The sequence below is a fragment of the Streptomyces sp. 2A115 genome (genome assembly GCF_052245575.1).
Lineage (GTDB): Bacteria > Actinomycetota > Actinomycetes > Streptomycetales > Streptomycetaceae > Streptomyces.
On the sequence record NZ_JBQQCG010000032.1, the window covers coordinates 94,460 to 114,619 of the forward strand.

The window sequence follows — 20,160 nt, forward strand, 5'->3', positions numbered from 1 at the left end:
GGAATCTAGTTGTTGCATCAACTATGATGCCATGATCATAGAGCGAAGGCCACAGCCAGTAGACAACGAGCGGGAGACATGCGGATCTTCATCGACAAACAGAGCCCCAAGGCTTACCGCGCCCTGGTGCAGACATCGGTAGCGGTGCGCGCGGTCGCCGCCGAGGCAGGGCTCGACCGCACCGTCGTGGAGCTGGTCAACCTCCGCGTGTCACAGATCAACGGCTGCGCCATCTGCCTCGACACGCACACCAAGGCGGCCGTGCGCGCGGGTGAGTCGGCGCGGCGGCTGGGAGTGCTGGCCGCGTGGCGGGACACCGAGGTGTTCACCCCCACGGAGCGTGCGGCCCTCGCACTGGCCGAGGCCACGACCGACCCCACCGATGCCGTCGCGCAGGAATCCGCCTACGAGGCCGCGCGACAGGTGCTCACCGATGACCAGATCTCCGCCGCGATCTGGGTGGCGGTCACCATCAACGCGTTCAACCGGGTCTCGATCATGAGCAAGCACCCGGTACGGGCGCATCGAGATGTTCCGGGCGAGGAGAGCGGCGTCACAGTGTCCGGTGGGTGATGTGGCCCCCGCTCATCGTGAGCCGGATCGGGGCGTCGGCGAGTTCGTCGGGGGCGGTGGTGAGGGGGTCGAGAGTGAAGGCGGTGAGGTCGGCCCGGAAGCCGGGCGCGATGCGTCCGGCGATGTCCTCCTCGCTGGCGGCGCGCGCGGCGTGGGTGGTGTAACCCTCCAGGGCGGCCAGCGGGGTGAGTGCCTGGTCGGGTCGCACGGGCGGGGTGCCGGGGTCGCCGGGCTGGCGGCGCAGTTGGGCGGCGGCGAGTACCCGGCGTGGGTCGTAGGGGGCGACGGGCCAGTCGGAGCCGAGGACCAGGGTGGCTCCGGCGGCGCGCAGGTCGCGACAGCGCCAGGCCCGGGCGGCGCGTTCGAGGCCGAGTCGGCGGGACCACTCGTCGCTGTGGTCCGCCCGGGCGTAGGTGGCGTGGGCGGGCTGCATGGAGGCGGCGACGCCGAGCCGGGCGAAGCGCGGGATCTGGTCGTCGGGCACGGTCTCCAGATGCTCGGCGCGGTGCCGGGCGTGCGGGGTGCCGAGGGCCTGGACGGTGTCGAGGACGCGGCGGACCGCGGCGTCGCCGATGGCGTGGGTGGCGGTCGGCACGCCCGCGCGGTCCAGGGCGTGCACGGCGCGGGTGTACGCGGCGGGGTCGGGCCAGAACGGCTCGGTGCCGGCGCCCTGGCAGTCGGGGTGGTCCAGCCAGGCGGTGCCGCCCTCCACGGTGCCGTCGAGGAACAGCTTCACGCCCGCCACGCGCCAGTGCCGTCCGGCGCGCCTCTGGAGGGCGATCAGCCGGTGCAGTTCGTCGGGGCCGGCGCCGGGCTGGCACCAGGGTGCGATGCGCAGCCGCAGCGGCAGGACACCGTCGTCCTCGATGGCGGTGAGCAGATCGAGTGCGTCGGGCGTCTCCAGGTCCATGACGTGGCCACCGGTGAGGCCTGTGGCAGCCATGTCGGCCAGCAGGGCGAGCAGGTGTTTGCGGCGCTCGGCGGTAGAGGGCTGCGGGATCAGGGCGGCGACGGTCTCCATGGCGGCCTGCTCGACGAGGTGTCCGGTGGGGCGCCCGTCGGGGTCGCAGACGATGGCGGCACTCTGGTCGAAGCGGCGTGGCCCGTCGACCCCGGCGGCACGCAGGGCCGCGGAGCCGGCGAGCGCGGAGTGAGCGTCGTACAGCCGTAGGAAGGCGGGGATGTCGCCCACGACGTCGTCGATGAGGTGGCGGCTGATGGGGCCGCCCTCGAAGGTGTTGTGGTCGAGGTTCCAGCCGGTGATCCACGACCCGGGGGCGGCCCGCCGGGCGGCGTCACGCAGCGCGGCGCGCAGCTGGTCCAGGGTTCTGCAGCCGGAGAGGTCGATGCCCTGGGCGAGTTCGAGACCCTTGACGGCGTGGGTGTGCCCGTCGGTGAGGCCGGGGGTGAGGGCGGCGCCGCCGAGGTCGACGACCTGGGTGCGGGGGCCGCGCCAGTGGCGTACGTCGGCCTCCTCGCCGACCGCCGCGATACGGCCGTCCCTGATGGCGACGGCGGTCGCCAAGGGGCGTCGCGGGTCCAGGGTCCGGACGGTGGCGCCGGCCAGCACGGTGTCGGCGTTGGTGAAGGGCACGTGGATCGCCTTTCGCGGCGGCTCGTTGGGGGTGAGTGGGGCGCAGCGGCTACGGCTGGGTGCCGGGATTTCCGGCGGTGCGGTTGTCGGTGTCGGGCTCGGCGGCGAACGCCTCGTACACCTGCGGTCGGGTGCGGCGCAGCCGGTACGCGAGGGCGACGCCGACGGCGAAGACCAGCGGGACGGGCACGAGGAGCGCCACGTTGGTGCCGGTCCCGGCACCGGTCAGCAACTCGACCTTGTCGATGATCAGGTACAGCGCGCCGCCCATGAGCACGACCCCGGCGATCGGAGCCACCACGGCCCGCCAGACACCCTCGGAGTGACTGATGCGGCGGAAGAAGACCGGGACGGCGACCGCGGTCAGCACCTGAAGCAGCACGATGCCGACCACACCGGGGGTGTTCACCCACAGCAACAGCCGCTCGTAGGGATCGGCGCCTGCGGCGGCGAAACCGAGGACCACCAGAGCCGCGAGACCGGTCTGCAGGATCCCGGCGATGTGCGGTGAGCGGTGCCGCGGGTGCACCCGGCCCAGGGCCGCGGGCAGCACCCCCTCGTGGGCGAGGGCGTGGGTGTAGCGGTTGATGGCGTTGTGGAAGGCGAGCAGCGCAGCGAAGACGCTGGTGACGATGAGGACGTGCATCACGTCCGCCGCCCAGCCGCCGACGTACTTGGTGGTGGCGGTGAAGAACAGAGCGGCGGGGTCCTCGGCGGCCGCGGCCATGACGCCCCGCGCGCCGAACGCCTGCACGACGATCCACACGACGAAGGCGTAGAACAGGCCGAGGAAGCCGACAGCGGCGTAGGTGGCGCGCGGGATCGTCCGCTCCGGGCGGCGGGCCTCGGATCGGTAGATGGCGGTGGACTCGAAGCCGACGAAGGCCGCGAAGGCGAACGCGAGCAGGGCGCCGGTGCCGGGCGTGAAGGCATTGCCGGGACTGAAGGAGTCGAAGTGGATGCCCTGAGCACCGCCGTCCGCCAGCACCCCGCCGGCCAGGACCACGAGGATGCCCGCTTCGGTGACCAGTAGCACGCCCAGCACCCGGGCCCCGAAGTCGATGCTGCGGTACCCGGCGAACCAGACGACCGCGACACCGACGAGGGCGGCCACCGGCCAGGGCACGCTGACTCCCCACAAGGCCTGCAGCGCGTCGCGGACGGTGGTGGCCAGCAGTCCGTACATGCCGATCTGCATCGCGTTGTACGACAGCAGCGCGAGGGCTGCCGAGCCGACCCCCGCGGGCCGGCCGAGGCCGCGGGTGACGTACGCGTAGAAGGCGCCGCCGTTGCCGACGTACCGGCTCATGGTGGTGAAGCCCACCGCGAACAGGACGAGGACGGCGCCGGCGATGAGGTAGCCGCTCGGGGCGCCGATGCCGCCGAGCAGGATGGCGAACGGGGCGACGCCGGCCATGACGGTGAGCGGGGCGGCGGCGGAGACGACGAGGAAGGTGATGTCACCGGTGCGGAGGGTGCCGGAGCGGAGCGAGGAGTCGGCTTCCGCGGCGGTCGGGGGTTGGGGTCTTGTGGTCGAGGCCATGGCGACGGGGCACCTTTCGGACGGCGCCGTTCGGCGGCAGGGGACCGCCCGGCGAGCTAAACCTAAAGCCTTTCGGTTTCGGTAATGTAGCCCTGGGCCCCACCCCTGGGAAGACCCGAGTGACAACGATCAAGGAGAACGACGCATGGGGCGGCCGAGCAAGGCCCTGCTCGACAGGGAGCGCATCGGCACCGTCGCGCTCGAACTCGTCGACCGCGACGGCGACTTCAGCGTCCCGCAGATCGCCAGAAAGCTCGGCGTCCAGACCGGCTCGATCTACCACCACGTCGACGGCCGGGCCGGCATCGTCGAGCTGATCCGGCTGCGGGTCACGGGAGCCATCGACCCCGCCACCCTCGACCTGCGCCCCTGGGACACCGCCCTCGCCGCCTGGGCCCGCTCCTACCGGGCCGCCTTCGCCGCCCACCCGCGCACCATCCCGCTGCTCGCCACGGCGCCCGTCCGCGCACCCCACGCTCTGGCCCAGTACGAGCGGGCGGTCGCTCTGCTGCTGGACGCGGGCTTCGCCAAGGACCGCGTCATGGCGGTCCTCACCGCCTTGGACAACCTCGTCCTCGGTTCGGCGCTCGACCTGGCCGCGCCCGAAACGATGTGGGAACCCGACGCCGACGGCAGAACCCCGCTGCTCGCTCAGGCGCTGGCCGCCGTCGGCCCCGACCGCGCCGACGCCGCGTTCGACCTGGCGCTGGACGGCTTCCTGGCCCACTGCCGATGCCTGATCGCCTCCTGACGGCAGCGGAAGCGGTCACTCTCTGGCGGCGCCGGGAAGCGACCACCGGCGGAACTCCCGCGGGGAGACACCGAACGCGGCCTTGAAGACTCCGCCGAAGTAACTCGGGTCGGTGATGCCCCAGCGGGCCGCCACGGCGTAGGCCGGAAGGTGGGACAGGCCGGGATCGGCCAGGTCCTGGCGGATGCGGTCCAGTCGCCGACGCCGGATGTGGTCGCCCAGTGGCTCACCCTGCTCCTGGAACAGGGCGTGCAGGGAGCGGACCGAGATGTGGTGCGCGGCGGCGATCCGGGCGGGCGGGAGTTCCTCGGCCAGGTGCCGGTCGATGTGCTCCAGGACGTGCTTGAGCCGGTGCGCGTGAACAGGGGGCATGTGCCGGCCGGCGTACTCGCGGACGAGGGTCCGGAGGATGCCGGTCACGTGCTCGCCCATCTCCCCTTTCGACACCGGTCCCAGGCGATGACCGCGGTGGGCGAGTTCGACGAGCATCGAGGAGAGGATGCGACCGGAGGGAACGGGTGAGCTCCTGGGCGACCATGGCGTCGGGAGAGGTGGGGCTGCGACCCAAGACGCTGCTCAAGGCCGACGTCTTCGCAGGGCTGCAATCGCGCATGGGACCGCGAGCGGGCCGGGTCCGTTTCATCGGGCAGGCGGAGGTCGCCGCAGCCGTGGGTCTGATCATCGGGCTCTTCCGGCGGCCTCTGGGCATCGCGGCAGCCATCGGCTTCACCATCACGATGATCGGCGCCGTTGGCCTCCACGCCGAGGCAGGTGACTACGCCAACCCCGCCACCTGGTACAGCAAGGCGCCCGGCCGGGTAACCCGGCCGGGCGCCTGCGGGCCCGAGCGGCTCAGACGGTGTAGCCGCCGTCGACGTCGATCGTCGCGCCCGTCACGTAGCCCGACTCGGGCCCGGCGAGGTAGACCATCAGGCCGGTCAGCTCCTCAGGGGAGGCGAAACGTCCTGCCGGGGTCAGCGGGATCATCACCGCGGCGATGTCGCCGTCAGCTGGATTGCTGTCGGTGTCGATCGGGCCAGGCTGGATGTTGTTCACCATCGCCCTCGGCCCCAGTTCCCGGGCCAGCGCCCGGGTGAAACCGCCGATGGCCGCCTTGGTGAGGGAGTACGTCGTGCCGTTCGGAATAGGCATCCGCTCGGCGAAGACGCTGCCGATCGAGACGATCCGGCCGCCGTCCCCCATGTGCCGCAGCGCCTCCTGGGTGGCCCGAACACCGAGCGCATGTTCACCGCTGACGGACTGGTCGAAGTCGTCGACGGTGAGCTGCTCGAACGGTCCGAAGGGACCCGCCGCCGGCGTCACCAGGATGTCCAGGCGGCCGAAGGCTTCCACGGTGCCGTTGACGGCGGTGCGGACCGCTTCCGCGTCCGCCGCGTCGGCCGCGATGGCGACCGCCCTGCCCCCTTCGGCCGTGATGCCCTCGACGACCTTGTCCGCGTGGTCGGGAGACGAGTTGTACGTGATCACCACGGCCGCGCCCTCCCGGGCCAGGCGTCGGGCGATGGCCGCGCCGATGCCGCGGCTCGCGCCGGTGACTAAGGTGACTTGCCGCCGAGCTGCCCGCTCACGGTGGTGGCGGTCATTCACTTCACCTCGAACTTCGAGGCGTTCTCGGCCAGCCAGTCGTCGAAGCTCTTCAGCGCCGGGTTGATCTCCCGCAGCCGGTTCAGATCACGGGCGCCGGTGAACTCCTGGTCGAAGTCGCCGTAGTACTGGAACATGTTGCCGAGCTCCTCGGCCAGCGGAATCTCAAGGGTGCGGAAGACGCCGTACGGGACGGACTGGAAGCGCACCTGCTCGCCCAGCGCCGCCGCCAGCTTCTCCGCGTACTGCGCACCGGTCAGATGGTCACCGGCCAGGCCGACGCTCTGGCCGATGAACGGCGCGCCACCCCTGAGGATGGCCAAGGCCGTCCGGCCGATGTCCGCCACGTCCACCCCGGCCAGCAGCTTGCCGTCCTCCATCGGCAGGCTCAGCGTCAGTACGCCGTCCTCGCCGCGCTGAGGGCCCAGGCCCTGCAGGAACCCCTGGAAGTAGAACGTCGTGTTCAGGAAAGTGGTCGGCACCCCGGCCTGCCTGAACAGCTCATTGCCCTCACCCTTGATATCGAAGTGCGGCACGTTGTACTTCTCCTGCAGGACCGGCATACGGCCGTCCTCCAGCGGCAGCAGCTCGCGGGTGTCCTCCAGCGTCGACCAGACCACATGACTCAGCCCCGCCGCCTTGGCGGCCCGGGCCAGAACCTCGATCTCCTCCCTCTCCTTCGCCGCCGAACCATGCGCCCAGAAATTGGTGACGAGGAAAGCGCCATAGGCACCCTCGAACGCCTTGTGCACAGTCGGCTCGTCGCCGAAGTCCGCCCGCACGACCTCAGCCCCCAGCTCGGCGAGCTCCCTGGCCGCCGGCGAGTCAGGGTTCCGGGTGAGCGCGCGCACCGTGAAACCCGACCCCGGATCGGCCAGGATCGCCCGCGCGGCACCACCGCCCTGTGCGCCCGTTGCTCCAGCGACCGCGATGACCTTCTTGTTACTCATGGCAGCTTTCCTGTCAGAAGAGAGCGTCTCGTTGATGCGTCAACCGACCATATCGTAAATAGGTTGATGCATCAACCGCAGAGGCGCGATCGAGCCATGCTCGTTTCGAGGTTTCCGCGGCAATGGGCGCGAGTGCCCACGAGCGGGTCATCCAGCTTGACGAAAATCAAGCAGCGACGTCATGCGGGGCTGCAGTCAGCCACCGACCCCGCGGCGCATTGCTATTCACATCGACGAAGGCGCGCCAGACGCGCTGTTCGGACAGGCCGGGTCAGCGTGCTTTCACCTTCACGCGAACCAACTTGGACCGATGGTTGACGCATCATCTATGATGCGTAATGGTTGAAACATCAACGGAACGGGGCGCACAAGTACTCCCGCGTTCCACGCACTGGAGGAGATCCCGTGAGCGAGCTCCCGAAGACCGGCCTGGACGCCCTGCTGACCCCCGAGGAGAGCGTCCTGGTGCTGATCGACCACCAGCCGTTCCAGTTCGCCAACCTGCACAGCCACGAGCCGACGATGATCGTCAACAACTTCGTCGGGCTGGCCAAGACCGCCAAGGCATACGGCGTCCCGACGATCCTGACCACGGTCATGGAGGAGCGCGGCGGCCTCATCATCCAGGGCCTCCAGGACGTCTTCCCCGACCAGAAGCCGATCAACAGAACGACCCTCAACAGCTGGGAGGACCAGCGCGTGGTGGACGCCGTCAAGGCGACCGGGCGCAAGAAGCTGATCATCGCCGGCCTGTACACCGAAATCTGCGTGGCCTTCCCCGCTCTGCAGGCGGCCGGCGAGGGCTACGACGTCTACGTCGTCACCGACGCCTCCGGAGGCGTGTCGGCCGAGGCCCACGACATGGCCGTACGCCGCATGGTCCAGGCAGGCATCACCCCGATCACGTGGATGGCCGTCCTCGCCGAGTTGCAGCGCGACTGGGCCCGCACGGACCTCGTCGCGCCCCAGGACCTGGCGACCCTCATGGGCTACGCCGGCGGCGCCGGTGTCGCGTTCGCCTGGGAGATGCAACTCCTCAACACCCCCGTCCCCAACGAGAGCACCCCCGGGATGTAAGGGGGGGCGGACCGACACCACGGGGCGGCACCAGCGCCGGTGCCGCCCGTGCCCGGGCGCCGAGACTTTCACGCATCCCTCCCCGCGCGGCTCCGCCGATGGCGCGGCGCCAGGGGCCACCGACCGGAGAGAGGCACCCCTGTTCCGCTCTGTTCCGCGGGGCACCGGAACACACCTGCTCAGTCCCTCGATCCAGAAGGCTTCCGCCATGACAACCGCGCCCACCATCCCTCCTGTTGTCCCTCTGGTCCCTCCCAAGCTGATCGCGACGGACCTTGACGGCACGCTGCTGCGCAGCGACGGAACGCTGTCGGACCGCACCCGGGCCGCCCTGACGGCAGCCGAGCAGGCCGGGATCCGCGTGGTGCTGGTCACGGGCCGCCCGCCGCGCTCCGTACCGGAGTTGCTGGCCGCCATCGGACCGCATTTCGTCATCGCCGCCAACGGCGCGGCCGTCCACGCCCCTGACGGAACCCTGGCGCACGTGTCCCCGATCCGGCCCCTGGCGGCCACCCGGCTCATCACCCGCGTGCGCACGGCGCTGCCCGGCGCCGCTTTCGCCGTCGAGTACGACGGGGACTTCGGCCACGAACTGGCCTACCCGACCTGGTCGTTCGGTGAGGAAGCCGCCCAACCGGTCGGCACCGCCGGGGAACTCCTCACCCGTATCCCGGGCAGGCCGGTGCTGAAGATCCTCGCCTACCACCCGACTCTTCCACTCGACGACTTCTACGAGCGAGCTCGGCGCACCGCGGGCAGCAACGCCGAGACCACCTACTCCACCGGACTGTCGCTGGTGGAGTTCAGCGCCCCCCGCGTCACCAAAGCCACCACCCTTCTTGCGTGGAGCGGCCGGCTCGGCGTCGGCAGCGGGGAGATCGCCGCCTTCGGCGACATGCCCAACGACCTGCCCATGCTCACCGCGGTGGGTCACTCGTACGCCATGGCCAACGCCCATCCGGACGTCCTGCGGAACGCACGCCATCGCGCCCCCGCCAACGACGAGGACGGCGTCGCACAGGTACTGGAACGGTTCGTCGACACACTCCTGCGCCGGCCGTCCCCGCACCTCCGTGCACCGACCGTCCGGGACGGCTCCGACGACCCCACCGACGCGCTCGGCTGACGCCCGCGGGAGCCTCCCCCAAGTCCCACCGCGCCCACCGCGCGATGAAGTGTCTGGAGGCAGCACATATGCTCCGGCGGCATCTGAGCCGGACGCGGGTGGCAGCGATATCAATGTGGAGGGCTTCGACGACACCCCCCCATACCGCCCATGTGTCTCCCTTAGCCGGCCACGCCACAGAACTTGACCGAACAGGCAGGCGAATGCCCGGGATCGGGCAGCGTGCGGCTTCATCTCGGCAGGCGCGGGGCGTTCCGGCCCTCTTCATCGCGGCACGCCGGGCAGCCCCGCAGCCATGTCTCCCAGGAGGGGCCCGCGCGCTTTCCGACGCATATCACCCGCTCGGCTCCGTAGGCGGAGCCGCTCTTCGCGGTCAACATCCACCAGAACACGCTGCGGCTGCGGCTGCGGCGGGCCGAACAGCTCTTCGGGGTGTCGCTCGCCGATCCGACGCGGCGCCTCCTGCTGGCGCTGGAACTCACCGCCCTGGCACGACCGTAGTGTCGGATCGCACAGCGCAGGACCGCTTTCCATGGCGGCCACGATATTGGCCCGCCGGGCGCTCGGGCCACATGCTCCTGCACACCGAGGCACGCCTCCCCGCAGCGGCGATGCCCATGGAGCAATCAAGGAGCACGGCATTGACCGTTCTGGACGCCCCTACGAGCACGAAGAAGCCCGCGGGCATGAGTGATGCGGAGTGGCAGGCGCGGCTCGAGCTGGCCGCGTGCTACCGGATCTTCGACCATCTCGGCTGGGTCGAGATGATCTTCAACCACATCACCGTGCGAGTGCCCGGCGAGGAAGGGCATCTTCTGATCAACCCGTTCGGCCTGACGTACGACGAGGTCACCGCCTCGAACCTGGTGAAGATCGACCTCGACGGAAACATCCTGTCGGACTCCGACTGGCCCATCAACGAGGCGGGACTGCTGATCCACTCGGTGGTCCACGCCAACCGGCCCGACGCGCACTGCGTGATGCACACCCACACCACCGCGGGCACCGGAGTCGCCTGCCTGCGCGGCGGACTGGACCCGGACAACTTCTACGCCGCCCAACTGCACGACATGGTCGCCTACCACGACTTCGAGGGCATCACCGTCGACCCCGAGGAGCAGCCACGGCTGGTGGCCAACCTCGGCGACCGCAACCTGATGATGCTGCGCAACCACGGCCTGCTGGCCTTGGGGCCGACCGTGCCCGCCGCGTTCGCCGCCCTGTGGACCCTGCAACGGGCCTGCGAGATGCAGCTCGCCGCCCAGTCGTCCGGGCAGCCGCTCATGCCGGTGACCCAGGAGGCCGCTGTGCGCTCGACCGCGGAGTCCTTCCAGATGGGCGACCGCACCCAGGCCGGCAGCACGCTGTTCGACGCGCTGCGCCGCAGGATCGACCGGATCGCCCCCGACTACGCCATCTGACACAACCCCGCCCCCCGTCCCCACCTTCTACCGCTCCCTCCCCGCTCCGGGTCAACGATGACCCGACGACGATCGGACTTGCCATGTCCCAACCCACACCGGCACGCGGCAGTCAGCACCGCACCGTCGCGCTCGCCGCCATGGCGGGCACCACCATCGAGTGGTACGACTTCTTCATCTACGCCCTGTCCACCGGTCTGGTCTTCAGCACGGTGTTCTTCGACGGGCTCGGCAAGGACTCGCTGATCATCTCGCTCGCGACCATCGGGATCAGCTTCTTCTTCCGGCCGGTCGGAGCCGCGCTCGCCGGCCACCTCGGTGACCGGCTCGGCCGCCGCGCCATGCTCATCGCGACCCTGCTGCTCATGGGCGTCGCCACCACCCTCATCGGCTTGCTGCCGACACAGAATTCCATCGGCACCGCCGCTCCCGTCATCCTCGTCCTGCTGCGGATCCTGCAGGGCCTGTCCGCCGGCGGCGAGTGGGGCGGCGCCGCGCTGATCTCCGTGGAACACGCGCCCACAGACCAGCGCGGCAGGTTCGGGGCCTACCCCCAGCTCGGAGCACCGCTGGGCCTGCTCCTGGCCAACGGTGTCCTCGCCTTGGTCACCGCCCTCACCACGGACGACCAGTTCCTCGCCTGGGGCTGGCGCATCCCGTTCCTGCTCAGCGTCGTCCTCGTCGCCGCCGGGTTCCTCATCCGCCGCAAGGTGGAAGAGAGCCCCGTCTACCAGGAGCTGAAGGAGTCCGGGAACCACGCACGCACCCCGCTCGCCACCCTGTTCAAGAACCACTGGCCGCTCGTCCTGGGGGGCGCGCTGCTCTTCGCCGCCAACAACGCCGTCGGCTACATGACCACCGGCGGCTACGTCCAGGCCTACTCGGTGAACCACCTCGACATGGACCCGACGACGATCCTGATCTGTGCGATGGTCGCCGCCGTGGGCTGGCTGGGCAGCACCATGGCCGGGGGCGTGCTGTCCGACCGGTTCGGCCGCCTGCGCGTCTACCGCATCGGCTTCGTCATCCAGCTCGCCTGGCTGTTCCCGTTCTTCGCACTGCTCAACACGGCGAACACCGGCCTCGTCGTCCTTGCGCTCCTCCTCTACAGCATCGGCCTCGGACTCACCTACGGGCCGCAGGCCGCACTGTTCTCGGAGATGTACCCCACCGCCGTCCGGTACAGCGGCGCGGCACTGTCCTACGCCATCGGAGCCGTCCTCGGCGGCGCCTTCGCCCCCATGATCGCCGAGGCCCTGCAGTCCAGCACCGGCACCGTGTACTCCGTCGGCGTCTACCTCGCGGCAATCACCGTGGTCGGACTCGTCGTCACCTTCTTTCTGAAAGAACGCAAGGGCGTCCCCCTCAGCGACGCGGAGGCCGGCGAGCAGGACAAGCGGGCGACCGTGACCGCCTGAGGAACCGCTGACCAGCCAGAAAGACGAACCGGACACCACGGCCGGCCATCACAGGCAGCACACGGATACCCCACCGAACGTGGCGCCCCGGCCCGCAGGGCGGGGGCGCCACGCCCTTGTCGCACCCACCGATCCCCCGATCCCCGTTCCCACCAAGGAGCCATCCACATGAACGACCCGAAGGCCGACACGACCCGCCAGGCACCCTCCGGGGACCACGGCCAAAGCGCCCTCACGCGCCGCCGCTTCTGGCAGCTCGGCGCCGCCGCCGCGGTCACCGCCGGTGCGGCGTCTCTGTTACAGGGGCGCGCCGCCGACGCCACGACCGCCACGACCGCACAGGACTACTTCGACAAGGCTGCCGAACTGGCCGGTGACGACCCGGTACTCAAGAGCATCGTCAACGCACTCACCGCCGGCTTCACCCCTCCCCGGCCACCCGCTCCCGCGCCGCTCAAGATCTTCGACAACATCGCGGTGCTCAGCGCCGGTTTCGTGAACGCCACGGCGATCCTCACCCCCCGGGGCATCATCCTCATCGACGCCCTCAACACACCGGAGGAGGCCGAGCAGATCCTCGTCCCCGGCCTGCGCGAGCTGGGAGCCGACCCCTCGACGATCAAGTACGTCGTCGTCACCCATGCCCACGGCGACCACTTCGGCGGCGCCCAGTACCTCGCCGACCAGTACGGCACCCGGGTCATGATGGCCCCGGCCGACTGGGACCTCCTCGCCGCCACGTCCCCGGCCAACGCGCCCACCCGTGACCTGGACATCACCGACGGCCAGAAGCTGACCCTGGGCGACACCACGGTCAGGCTCCACCACACGCCGGGCCACACACGCGGCAGCGTCTCACCGATCTTCCCCGTCCGCCGGCAGGGCGGCGCGCACACCGCGATGCTGTGGGGCGGGACCAACCCGCCCACCCGCACCGCGGACAAGGAGACCTACCTCTCCTCCCTCCAGACCTTCAGGATCCGGATGAAGCGGGCCGGGGTCGACATCGAGCTGAGCAACCACGCGTTCTGCGACTACGGTCTGGAACGCATGGCAGAGCTGCGCTCCGCGCCCGGCAGTTCCGACAACCCCTTCGTCCTGGGCACCTCCGGGACACAGCTCTTCATGGGGGTCATGGAGAACATGCTGCGCGGCCGCATCGCCCAGGACCAGGAGGCGGCCTCCGGCACGTCGGCGGCATCGGCCGCGACGACCGCAGCCCATACGGCGGGCTGCGGCTGCTGAGAGCCGCAGCTCCCCGCGCCGACCTCGAAGCGGCTCATGCGGAAGCTGATGACCAGCTTCCGCCTCGCTTGGTTCGCCACGGCGGTCCGGTGGCAGGAGTCGGTCGACACGGCGACTGAGCGCGCCGTCCTCGCTGTCGGGGCCACCCAACTCCGTGATCAGCTCTCAGCGGCTGGTACCCACGTCGTTCCTCTCCGCGGGGTGCCATTGCCGGACGGCGAACGAAGGCACATGTAGTTGAGCGTGATGCGCGGCCGTTGGGCTCGGCGCTGCCGAACTCAGCAGGGTCGGGGGCTGGAAGCGGAGCATCAGCCCCGCGACTCGAAGAAGTCGGTGCGCTGCGGCAGTTCCAGGTTGGCAGTGACCGGCGGGACGTGACACCTCGAAGGCCGAGCTGGTCTGCGCCATGCCGAAGCCGTAAATCGGCTGCGGCGAAGCTGGTAGGGCCCTACCCCGGTCAGGGGCCCTGCCCTTTACGGGTCCTCGCAACGGTGATCGGTGAGCCCACCCGCGGTGTTGCGTTCCCTATATTTCCTATCGACTTACTAGGAAACGGTTGACGACACCCCAACAGGTGCGCAGGATGAAGCACATGTCCCACACGCAGCAACGACTCGTTCGTCGTCGGCATGTCGACTTTGGTCACGTCGTCAGCGCCGCCTGCTGTCGCGTGTAGGGCACGCGGCTCACACGTTGCGCGTGCCGCGCTGCTCCTTCCCCCTCCTCCCAGGTGATCAGGCGATCCCACCCACTGCGCCTGATGGCCGACGCACTCCTGAAGGACGATCGCCATGACCACGGCCCTTCCGGCCCACGCCACTCCATCGGATTCGCCACTCCCCGACGTCCATCTCCGCCTCGTGGGCGACACCGCGCAGGGCGGCGGCGAGGGACACGGTTCCGCTCCCCTCGTCGGCTATCTCGTGTTCGTCCCCGAGGGCACCGATCCCGCCCAGCTCTTCGCCAAGGACGTGACACGGCCGGAGATCCGACCAGTCGCCTACATGGACTCAACTCCCGTGCAGCAGACGGGAGGCGGCGTCGTCCGCATCGATCCCGCCCGACATGTCGCAGAAGTGGACGGACGCGAACTCGACCTCACCTACCTGGAGTTCGCGCTGCTGGCCCATCTCGTTCAGCATCCCCACCGTGTGCATTCGCGCGAGCAGTTGATGGCCGGCATCTGGGGCTACGACCACATCGGCGACGGCCGCACCGTGGATGTCCACATCGCGCGGCTGCGTCGCAAGCTGGGCACGGCTCACCGGCACCGGATCGTCACCGTACGGCGCATGGGTTACAGGTACGTGCCCGACCAGCAAGAAAGCCCCAACACCGCACCGTGCCGCCAACCTTGAGGAGACCACCGCCATGGGCGTTGCCACTGCGCCGTCCGGCCCCGCCTCGGAATCCGACCGGACCGGGCCCGGCCATGCCCACTGGCTGCGCGTGGCCCGCGAGACGGCGGATGACCTGGCCACGGATGCGGTGGCCAGGGAGCAGGCAGGCAAGGCTCCGTTCGACGAGGTGTCCCGACTGCGTGAGGCGGGACTGCTGACGCTCCTCATACCGGCCGAGTCCGGGGGAGGCGGCGCGGACTGGCCCACGGCCTACGCCGTCGTCCGGGAGATCGCCGGCGCCGACGGCGCAATCGGGCAACTGCTCGGCTGTCACTACTTCCTGTCGTGGAGCACCCGGTTCATCGCCGAGCCCGCTCTCGCTACTCAGGCCGAGGGGCAGTCCGCGGCGGAGCCGTGGTGCTGGGGTGGTGGTTTCGCCCGTCAAGGGCCGCCTCTGACGCTGGCCAGGACAACCGGCGGCTATGTGCTCGACGGTCGGCAGAGTTACGCCACCGGGGTGCTGGTCGCCGACCGCCTCGTCGTGCGGGCCGCACGGGCCGACACCGGCGTTCCACTCGCTGTCGTCGTCGATCCCACCCGTCACGGCGTGGCGGTCGACGGTGACGCCGACACCTTCGGCCAACGGCTGGCGGCCGGCGGGAGCGTGGAGTTCGACGCCGTGCCGGTCGCCGCCAGCGACGTACTCGGCTCCCTGCCCGTGGACGAGGATGACCTGTCACCCCGGGCCTCTCTGGTATCGCCGGTCGGGCGTCTCCTCTCCGTCCAGCTCTGTCTCGGCATGGCCGAGGGAGTGCTCGCCGAAGCCCGTGAGTACAGCAGGGCCGGCCACTCGCCCTGGCACCCCGCCTGGCCGGTCGGCTCTCCCCAGGACCCACACGTGCTGACCGCCTACGGAGAACTCACAGTCCTCACCCGCTCCGCGTCCGCACTCACCGATCAAGCACTGGGCGCCGTGCACGGCGGGCTGGCACGCGGTGAAAACCTCACCTACGACGAGTACGCGGAGATCTCGGTCCTCGTGGCCATGGCCGAAGCCGCCGCCTCCAGGGCTGCCCAGGAGTCCACCGCCCGCGTCCTCGATGTCATCGGCACCCACTCCGCGTCCTCGCGGCTGGGCTTCGACCGCTTCTGGCGCAATGCCCGGACCCACACCCTGTACGAGCCCGTCGCCCACCGGCTCCGCGATGTCGGGGACTACTTCCTCAACGGTGCGCACCCTCCGTTCGTCCTGCCGGTCTGACCGTCATCGGCGGCTTCGCCCAGAGCGTCGTCGGCCTCGGCCCCTCCGACTCCCGCGACCTGCTGCGCATCTTCCAGTCGTACGTCACCCGCCCGGAGAACATCGTTCGCGTGGCCTGGACACCGGGCGACCTCGTCCTGTTCGACAACCGCATCACCCAGCACTACGCACCCGACGACTACGGCGACCTGCCACGCCTGCTGCACCGGGTGACCGTCGCGGGCGACACCCCCGCCGGGGTCGACGGCGCCCTCAGCCACGTCGTCGAGGGCGACGACGCCCCCCACTACACCCCCGCCGCGGCCTGAGCCGCGCAGCCGCCGGGCAGGGGCAGGTATCCATGCCCCTGCCCGGCGGCCCGCCCGAAGCGGACACCGACCGAAGCCATACGGGATAATGCACACATGCGGATCTCAGCCAGGGCGGACTACGCGGTACGTGCCGCACTGCAACTCGCCGCGTCACGGGATGACGGGCCACTGAAGGCCGAGGCCATCGCCGACGCCCAGGGCATCCCGCACAAATTCCTCGAAGGCATCCTGAACGACATGCGCCGGGGCGGTCTCGTCCTCAGCCAGCGCGGCGGCAACGGCGGCTACCGACTGGCCAAGCCCGCCGAGTCCATCAGCATCGCGGACGTCATCCGCGTCGTGGACGGACCGCTGGTCTCGGTGCGCGGGGTCCGGCCGCCGGACCTCTCCTACACCGGTCCCGCCGAGTCGCTACTCCCTCTGTGGATCGCGCTGCGGTCCAATGTGCGCGAGATCCTCGAGGGCGTGTCGCTCGCCGATGTCGCATCGGCCCAACTGCCCGCCGACGTATCCGCATTGACCGACGCTCCGGGAGCCTGGGTAAACCCCTGACACGCTGGACCGTCGACCGAACATCTCAAATGGCGAGATAGTCGCGTCCACCATATGAACTCCCTCTTGGGGTGGGCGAATCCTTCTGCCACGATCCCTATCAACCAGGTAGGAAAACTAGGGATCTGTGGGGTGGCCATGAGAACGCTCAACCGCGCAGACCGGTCGCTCCCCCTGCTGACCTCGCGTCGCCACATCGATTTCGGCCATACGTCCAGCGCCATCTGTCGGCCCGCCTGAGACCGTCCGCGGAACTTCCTTCGGACGGCAGCGCCACCCGCGTCTTCCCATCACCGCGTTACCTCCGCTCCCGAACCCGCGACAGCATTCCCGCCGCCGAGGGCCGGCGAGGGCCGGCGAGTGGAGTGCCGGAGGACGCCCATGGGCTTCACGCCTCGCACTTTCCGCATCTCCCTGATCAACCCATTCCCTGAGAGGACACCTCCGTGTCTGCCGCAAGACCGCTCACCACTCTGCGCACCATCGCCGTCATAACAGCGCTCCCCCTGCTGCTGACCGCCTGCGGCTACGGTGCCGAGTCCACCGATGACGACAAGCAGACCGGGGTGGCGGCGGACGCCAAGAAGCTCTCCGTCGACGAAGTGAAGATCGGCTACTTCCCCAACCTGACGCACGCCACCGCTCTGGTGGGCGTCCAGGAGGGTCTGCTCCAGAAGGAACTCGGCGGCACCACGATCAAGGCCTCCACCTTCAACGCCGGCCCTTCCGAGATCGAGGCGCTGAACGCCGGCTCCATCGACATCGGATGGATCGGTCCGTCCCCCGCCATCAACGGCTACACCAAGTCCGAGGGCAAGAACCTGCGCATCATCAGCGGGTCCGCCTCCGGCGGTGTGAAGCTCGTCGTCAACCCGGACAAGATCAAGTCCCTGGACGACGTCAAGGGCAAGAAGATCGCGACTCCGCAGCTCGGCAACACCCAGGACGTGGCGTTCCTCAACTGGATCGCGGAGAAGGGCTGGAAGGTCGACGCGGAGAGCGGCGGGGGTGACGTCTCCGTCGTCCGTACGGACAACAAGATCACCCCGGACGCCTTCAAGGCCGGTTCCGTCGACGGCGCCTGGGTGCCGGAGCCGACCGCGTCCAAGCTGGTCGCCGAGGGCGGAAAGGTGCTGCTGGACGAGGCCGACCTGTGGCCGGACAAGAAGTTCGTGATCACGAACATCATCGTGTCGCAGTCGTTCCTGAAGGAGCACCCGGACGTCGTCGAGGCGGTGCTGCGCGGCTCGGTGAAGACCAATGAGTGGATCAACGCCAACCCGGAGGACGCCAAGGCGTCCGCCAACGCCGCCCTCAAGAAGGAGTCAGGCAAGGCGTTGCCCGCCGAGGTCATCGACCCGGCCTGGGAGTCCATCACCTTCCTCGACGACCCGCTGGCCGCCACCCTCAACACCGAGGCGGAGCACGCGGTGAAGGCCGGTCTGCTGGAGGAGCCCAATCTGAAGGGCATCTACGACCTCGCCCCGCTCAACAAGGTCCTCAAGGCCGATGGCGAGGACGAGGTCGACGACGCCGGTCTCGGCGCCGAGTAACGACAAACCGGGCCCGATGAGTTCCCAGGAGGTGACGACCATGGCCAACACGATCATCCAGGCTGCCGAGGACGCCACGGCGGTGACGTACGCCGCCCGTATCGAGCATGTCTCGAAGTCCTTCCCCGCGCCGGGCACGCCCGGCGGACAGCAGCTCGTGCTGGACGACATCACGCTCGATGTCGCACCGGGCGAGTTCGTCACCCTCCTGGGGGCCTCCGGCTGCGGCAAGTCCACCCTGCTCAACCTGGTCGCGGGGCTGGACCTGCCGTCCGCCGGCTCGATCGGCACGGCCGGTCGGCCCGCCCTGCTGTTCCAGGAGCACGCGCTGTTCCCGTGGCTGACCGCGGGCAAGAACATCGAGCTCGCGCTGAAGCTGCGCGGGGTCGCCAAGCCGGAGCGTCGGCAGGAGGCGGACCGGCTGCTGGAACTCGTACGGCTGAAGGGCGCGTACGGCAAGCGGGTGCACGAACTGTCGGGCGGCATGCGGCAGCGCGTGGCCCTGGCCCGTGCGCTGGCCCAGGACAGTCGGCTGCTGCTGATGGACGAGCCGTTCGCCGCGCTCGACGCGATCACCCGTGACGTACTGCACGACGAACTGACCCGCATCTGGCATGAGACGGGACTGTCGGTGCTGTTCGTCACGCACAACGTGCGGGAGGCGGTGAAGCTGGCGCAGCGGGTGGTGCTGCTGTCCTCGCGGCCGGGGCGGATCGCCCGGGAGTGGACGGTCGGCATTCCGCAGCCGCGCCGCATCGAGGACAGCGCGGTCGCCGACCTGTCCGTCGAAATCACCGACGAACTGCGTGAGGAGATCCGCCGCCATGGCCAGCACTGACACGGGCGCCGACAGCAAGAACGGCGGCTCTCCGGCAGCCGGGGAGCCCCAGGACTCGCACGATCTGGCGGGACTGGAGGCCGGGCTCGACGCGCTGGACGCGGTGCAGGTCCGCCGTACGCCACTGCGCGAGACCCTGATACGCAAGGTGCTGCCGCCGGTCACCGCAGTCGCGCTGGTGCTGGTTGTCTGGCAGCTGCTGGTGTGGGCCGAGGCCGCCCCGGCCTACAAGCTGCCCTCACCGTCCGCGGTGTGGGACGAGGTGACCGACGCCTGGCTCCAGGGCACCCTCCTCGAATACATCTGGACCTCCGTCTCGCGCGGCCTGATCGGCTTCCTGATGGCACTCGCCATCGGTACGCCGCTCGGCCTGTTGGTTGCCCGGGTGAAGTTCGTCCGGGCGGCCCTCGGCCCCATCCTGTCCGGTCTGCAGTCGCTGCCGTCGGTGGCCTGGGTGCCGCCCGCCGTGCTCTGGCTGGGCCTGAACGACTCGATGATGTACGCCGTGATCCTGCTCGGCGCGGTCCCGTCCATCGCCAACGGCCTTGTCGCGGGCATCGATCAGATCCCCCCGCTGTTCCTGCGCGCCGGACGGACGCTGGGCGCGACCGGGCTGCGCGAGGCCTGGCACATCGTGATGCCCGGGGCTCTCCCCGGCTACCTGGCGGGGCTGAAGCAGGGCTGGGCGTTCTCCTGGCGGTCGCTGATGGCCGCCGAGATCATCGCCTCCTCGCCCGATCTGGGCGTCGGTCTCGGCCAGTTGCTGGAGAACGGGCGGAACAACTCCAGCATGTCGCAGGTGTTCCTGGCCATCTTCCTGATCCTGCTCGTCGGCATCGCCATCGATCTGCTGATCTTCAGCCCGCTGGAGCGGCGGGTGCTGCGCAGCCGGGGCCTGCTGGTCACCCGCTGAACGAACGGATCGCGATCGACACGGGATGCGCGTCCCACCCCGCCGCACACCCGGCACACAGCAGCAGCGGGGGGGGGGGGGGGGGGGGG

Annotated in this window: 19 protein-coding genes and 2 pseudogenes; 16 read left to right on the top strand and 5 right to left on the bottom strand. The window is 69.8% G+C overall.

Annotated elements, in window-relative coordinates:
- The first annotated feature begins 78 nt into the window (after positions 1-78).
- A complete protein-coding gene (locus ACTWQR_RS26585) occupies positions 79-573 on the top strand; it encodes a carboxymuconolactone decarboxylase family protein (protein WP_443229686.1) in 495 nt (164 codons plus the stop codon).
- Here ACTWQR_RS26585 and ACTWQR_RS26590 read toward each other — a convergent pair.
- Both ACTWQR_RS26590 and ACTWQR_RS26595 read right to left on the bottom strand, forming a co-directional pair.
- Entirely contained in the window at positions 554-2,167 is a 1,614-nt protein-coding gene (locus ACTWQR_RS26590; RefSeq protein ID WP_443229687.1) for an amidohydrolase, read from the bottom strand. The genes ACTWQR_RS26585 and ACTWQR_RS26590 overlap by 20 nt on opposite strands.
- A gap of 49 nt (positions 2,168-2,216) precedes the next feature.
- Positions 2,217-3,710, bottom strand: a complete 1,494-nt coding sequence (locus tag ACTWQR_RS26595) for an APC family permease (protein WP_443229688.1) — start codon at positions 3,708-3,710, stop codon at positions 2,217-2,219.
- A 145-nt stretch (positions 3,711-3,855) separates the two neighbouring features.
- On the opposite strand from ACTWQR_RS26595, the gene ACTWQR_RS26600 reads away from it, so the two are divergent.
- Complete coding sequence (locus ACTWQR_RS26600) at positions 3,856-4,461, top strand: TetR/AcrR family transcriptional regulator C-terminal domain-containing protein (RefSeq protein ID WP_443229689.1); 606 nt, start codon at positions 3,856-3,858, stop codon at positions 4,459-4,461.
- A gap of 15 nt (positions 4,462-4,476) precedes the next feature.
- Here the strand turns inward: ACTWQR_RS26600 and ACTWQR_RS26605 are convergent, their stop codons facing one another.
- Complete coding sequence (locus ACTWQR_RS26605; RefSeq protein ID WP_443229690.1) at positions 4,477-4,950, bottom strand: helix-turn-helix domain-containing protein; 474 nt, start codon at positions 4,948-4,950, stop codon at positions 4,477-4,479.
- 122 nt (positions 4,951-5,072) lie between these two features.
- Here ACTWQR_RS26605 and ACTWQR_RS26610 point away from each other — a divergent pair.
- Positions 5,073-5,237: pseudogene (locus ACTWQR_RS26610) on the top strand (DoxX family protein); the annotation flags it as partial.
- A gap of 76 nt (positions 5,238-5,313) precedes the next feature.
- Here ACTWQR_RS26610 and ACTWQR_RS26615 read toward each other — a convergent pair.
- Both ACTWQR_RS26615 and ACTWQR_RS26620 read right to left on the bottom strand, forming a co-directional pair.
- On the bottom strand, positions 5,314-6,069 hold the full coding sequence (locus ACTWQR_RS26615) for an SDR family oxidoreductase (RefSeq protein WP_443229691.1): 756 nt from the start codon (positions 6,067-6,069) through the stop codon (positions 5,314-5,316).
- Positions 6,066-7,016: an NmrA/HSCARG family protein gene (locus ACTWQR_RS26620; RefSeq protein ID WP_443229692.1), complete on the bottom strand. Its 951-nt coding sequence runs from the start codon at positions 7,014-7,016 to the stop codon at positions 6,066-6,068. Before ACTWQR_RS26620 ends, ACTWQR_RS26615 begins: the two co-directional genes overlap by 4 nt.
- A 405-nt stretch (positions 7,017-7,421) precedes the next feature.
- On the opposite strand from ACTWQR_RS26620, the gene ACTWQR_RS26625 reads away from it, so the two are divergent.
- The 13 genes and pseudogenes from ACTWQR_RS26625 (at position 7,422) to ACTWQR_RS26685 (ending at position 20,071) form a co-directional block, all read left to right on the top strand.
- On the top strand, positions 7,422-8,093 hold the full coding sequence (locus ACTWQR_RS26625) for a hydrolase (RefSeq protein WP_443229693.1): 672 nt from the start codon (positions 7,422-7,424) through the stop codon (positions 8,091-8,093).
- Between the two features lie 208 nt (positions 8,094-8,301).
- Complete coding sequence (locus ACTWQR_RS26630; RefSeq protein WP_443229694.1) at positions 8,302-9,219, top strand: HAD family hydrolase; 918 nt, start codon at positions 8,302-8,304, stop codon at positions 9,217-9,219.
- A 378-nt stretch (positions 9,220-9,597) separates the two neighbouring features.
- Positions 9,598-9,720, top strand: coding sequence for a helix-turn-helix domain-containing protein (locus ACTWQR_RS26635; protein WP_443229705.1), 123 nt, complete (start codon positions 9,598-9,600; stop codon positions 9,718-9,720).
- A 140-nt stretch (positions 9,721-9,860) separates the two neighbouring features.
- Positions 9,861-10,640 carry a class II aldolase/adducin family protein gene (locus ACTWQR_RS26640; RefSeq protein ID WP_443229695.1) on the top strand — a complete coding sequence of 260 codons (780 nt, stop codon included), beginning with the start codon at positions 9,861-9,863 and terminating at the stop codon, positions 10,638-10,640.
- Positions 10,641-10,723: 83 nt separating this feature from the next.
- The gene (locus tag ACTWQR_RS26645) at positions 10,724-12,058 is read left to right on the top strand and encodes an MFS transporter (RefSeq protein WP_443229696.1); all 1,335 of its coding nucleotides are present in this window, start codon (positions 10,724-10,726) and stop codon (positions 12,056-12,058) included.
- A gap of 168 nt (positions 12,059-12,226) precedes the next feature.
- Positions 12,227-13,303: an MBL fold metallo-hydrolase gene (locus tag ACTWQR_RS26650; protein WP_443229697.1), complete on the top strand. Its 1,077-nt coding sequence runs from the start codon at positions 12,227-12,229 to the stop codon at positions 13,301-13,303.
- Between the two features lie 791 nt (positions 13,304-14,094).
- Entirely contained in the window at positions 14,095-14,661 is a 567-nt protein-coding gene (locus ACTWQR_RS26655; RefSeq protein WP_443229698.1) for a winged helix-turn-helix domain-containing protein, read from the top strand.
- A gap of 13 nt (positions 14,662-14,674) precedes the next feature.
- A complete protein-coding gene (locus ACTWQR_RS26660; RefSeq protein ID WP_443229699.1) occupies positions 14,675-15,904 on the top strand; it encodes an acyl-CoA dehydrogenase family protein in 1,230 nt (409 codons plus the stop codon).
- A 5-nt stretch (positions 15,905-15,909) separates the two neighbouring features.
- A pseudogene (locus ACTWQR_RS26665) lies at positions 15,910-16,212 on the top strand (TauD/TfdA dioxygenase family protein); the annotation flags it as partial.
- A gap of 96 nt (positions 16,213-16,308) precedes the next feature.
- Entirely contained in the window at positions 16,309-16,767 is a 459-nt protein-coding gene (locus tag ACTWQR_RS26670; RefSeq protein WP_363109846.1) for an RrF2 family transcriptional regulator, read from the top strand.
- 446 nt (positions 16,768-17,213) lie between these two features.
- Positions 17,214-18,320, top strand: coding sequence for an ABC transporter substrate-binding protein (locus ACTWQR_RS26675; RefSeq protein ID WP_443229700.1), 1,107 nt, complete (start codon positions 17,214-17,216; stop codon positions 18,318-18,320).
- A gap of 40 nt (positions 18,321-18,360) precedes the next feature.
- Entirely contained in the window at positions 18,361-19,158 is a 798-nt protein-coding gene (locus tag ACTWQR_RS26680; protein WP_443229701.1) for an ABC transporter ATP-binding protein, read from the top strand.
- Positions 19,145-20,071 carry an ABC transporter permease gene (locus tag ACTWQR_RS26685; RefSeq protein WP_443229702.1) on the top strand — a complete coding sequence of 309 codons (927 nt, stop codon included), beginning with the start codon at positions 19,145-19,147 and terminating at the stop codon, positions 20,069-20,071. Before ACTWQR_RS26680 ends, ACTWQR_RS26685 begins: the two co-directional genes overlap by 14 nt.
- Positions 20,072-20,160 lie beyond the last annotated feature (89 nt).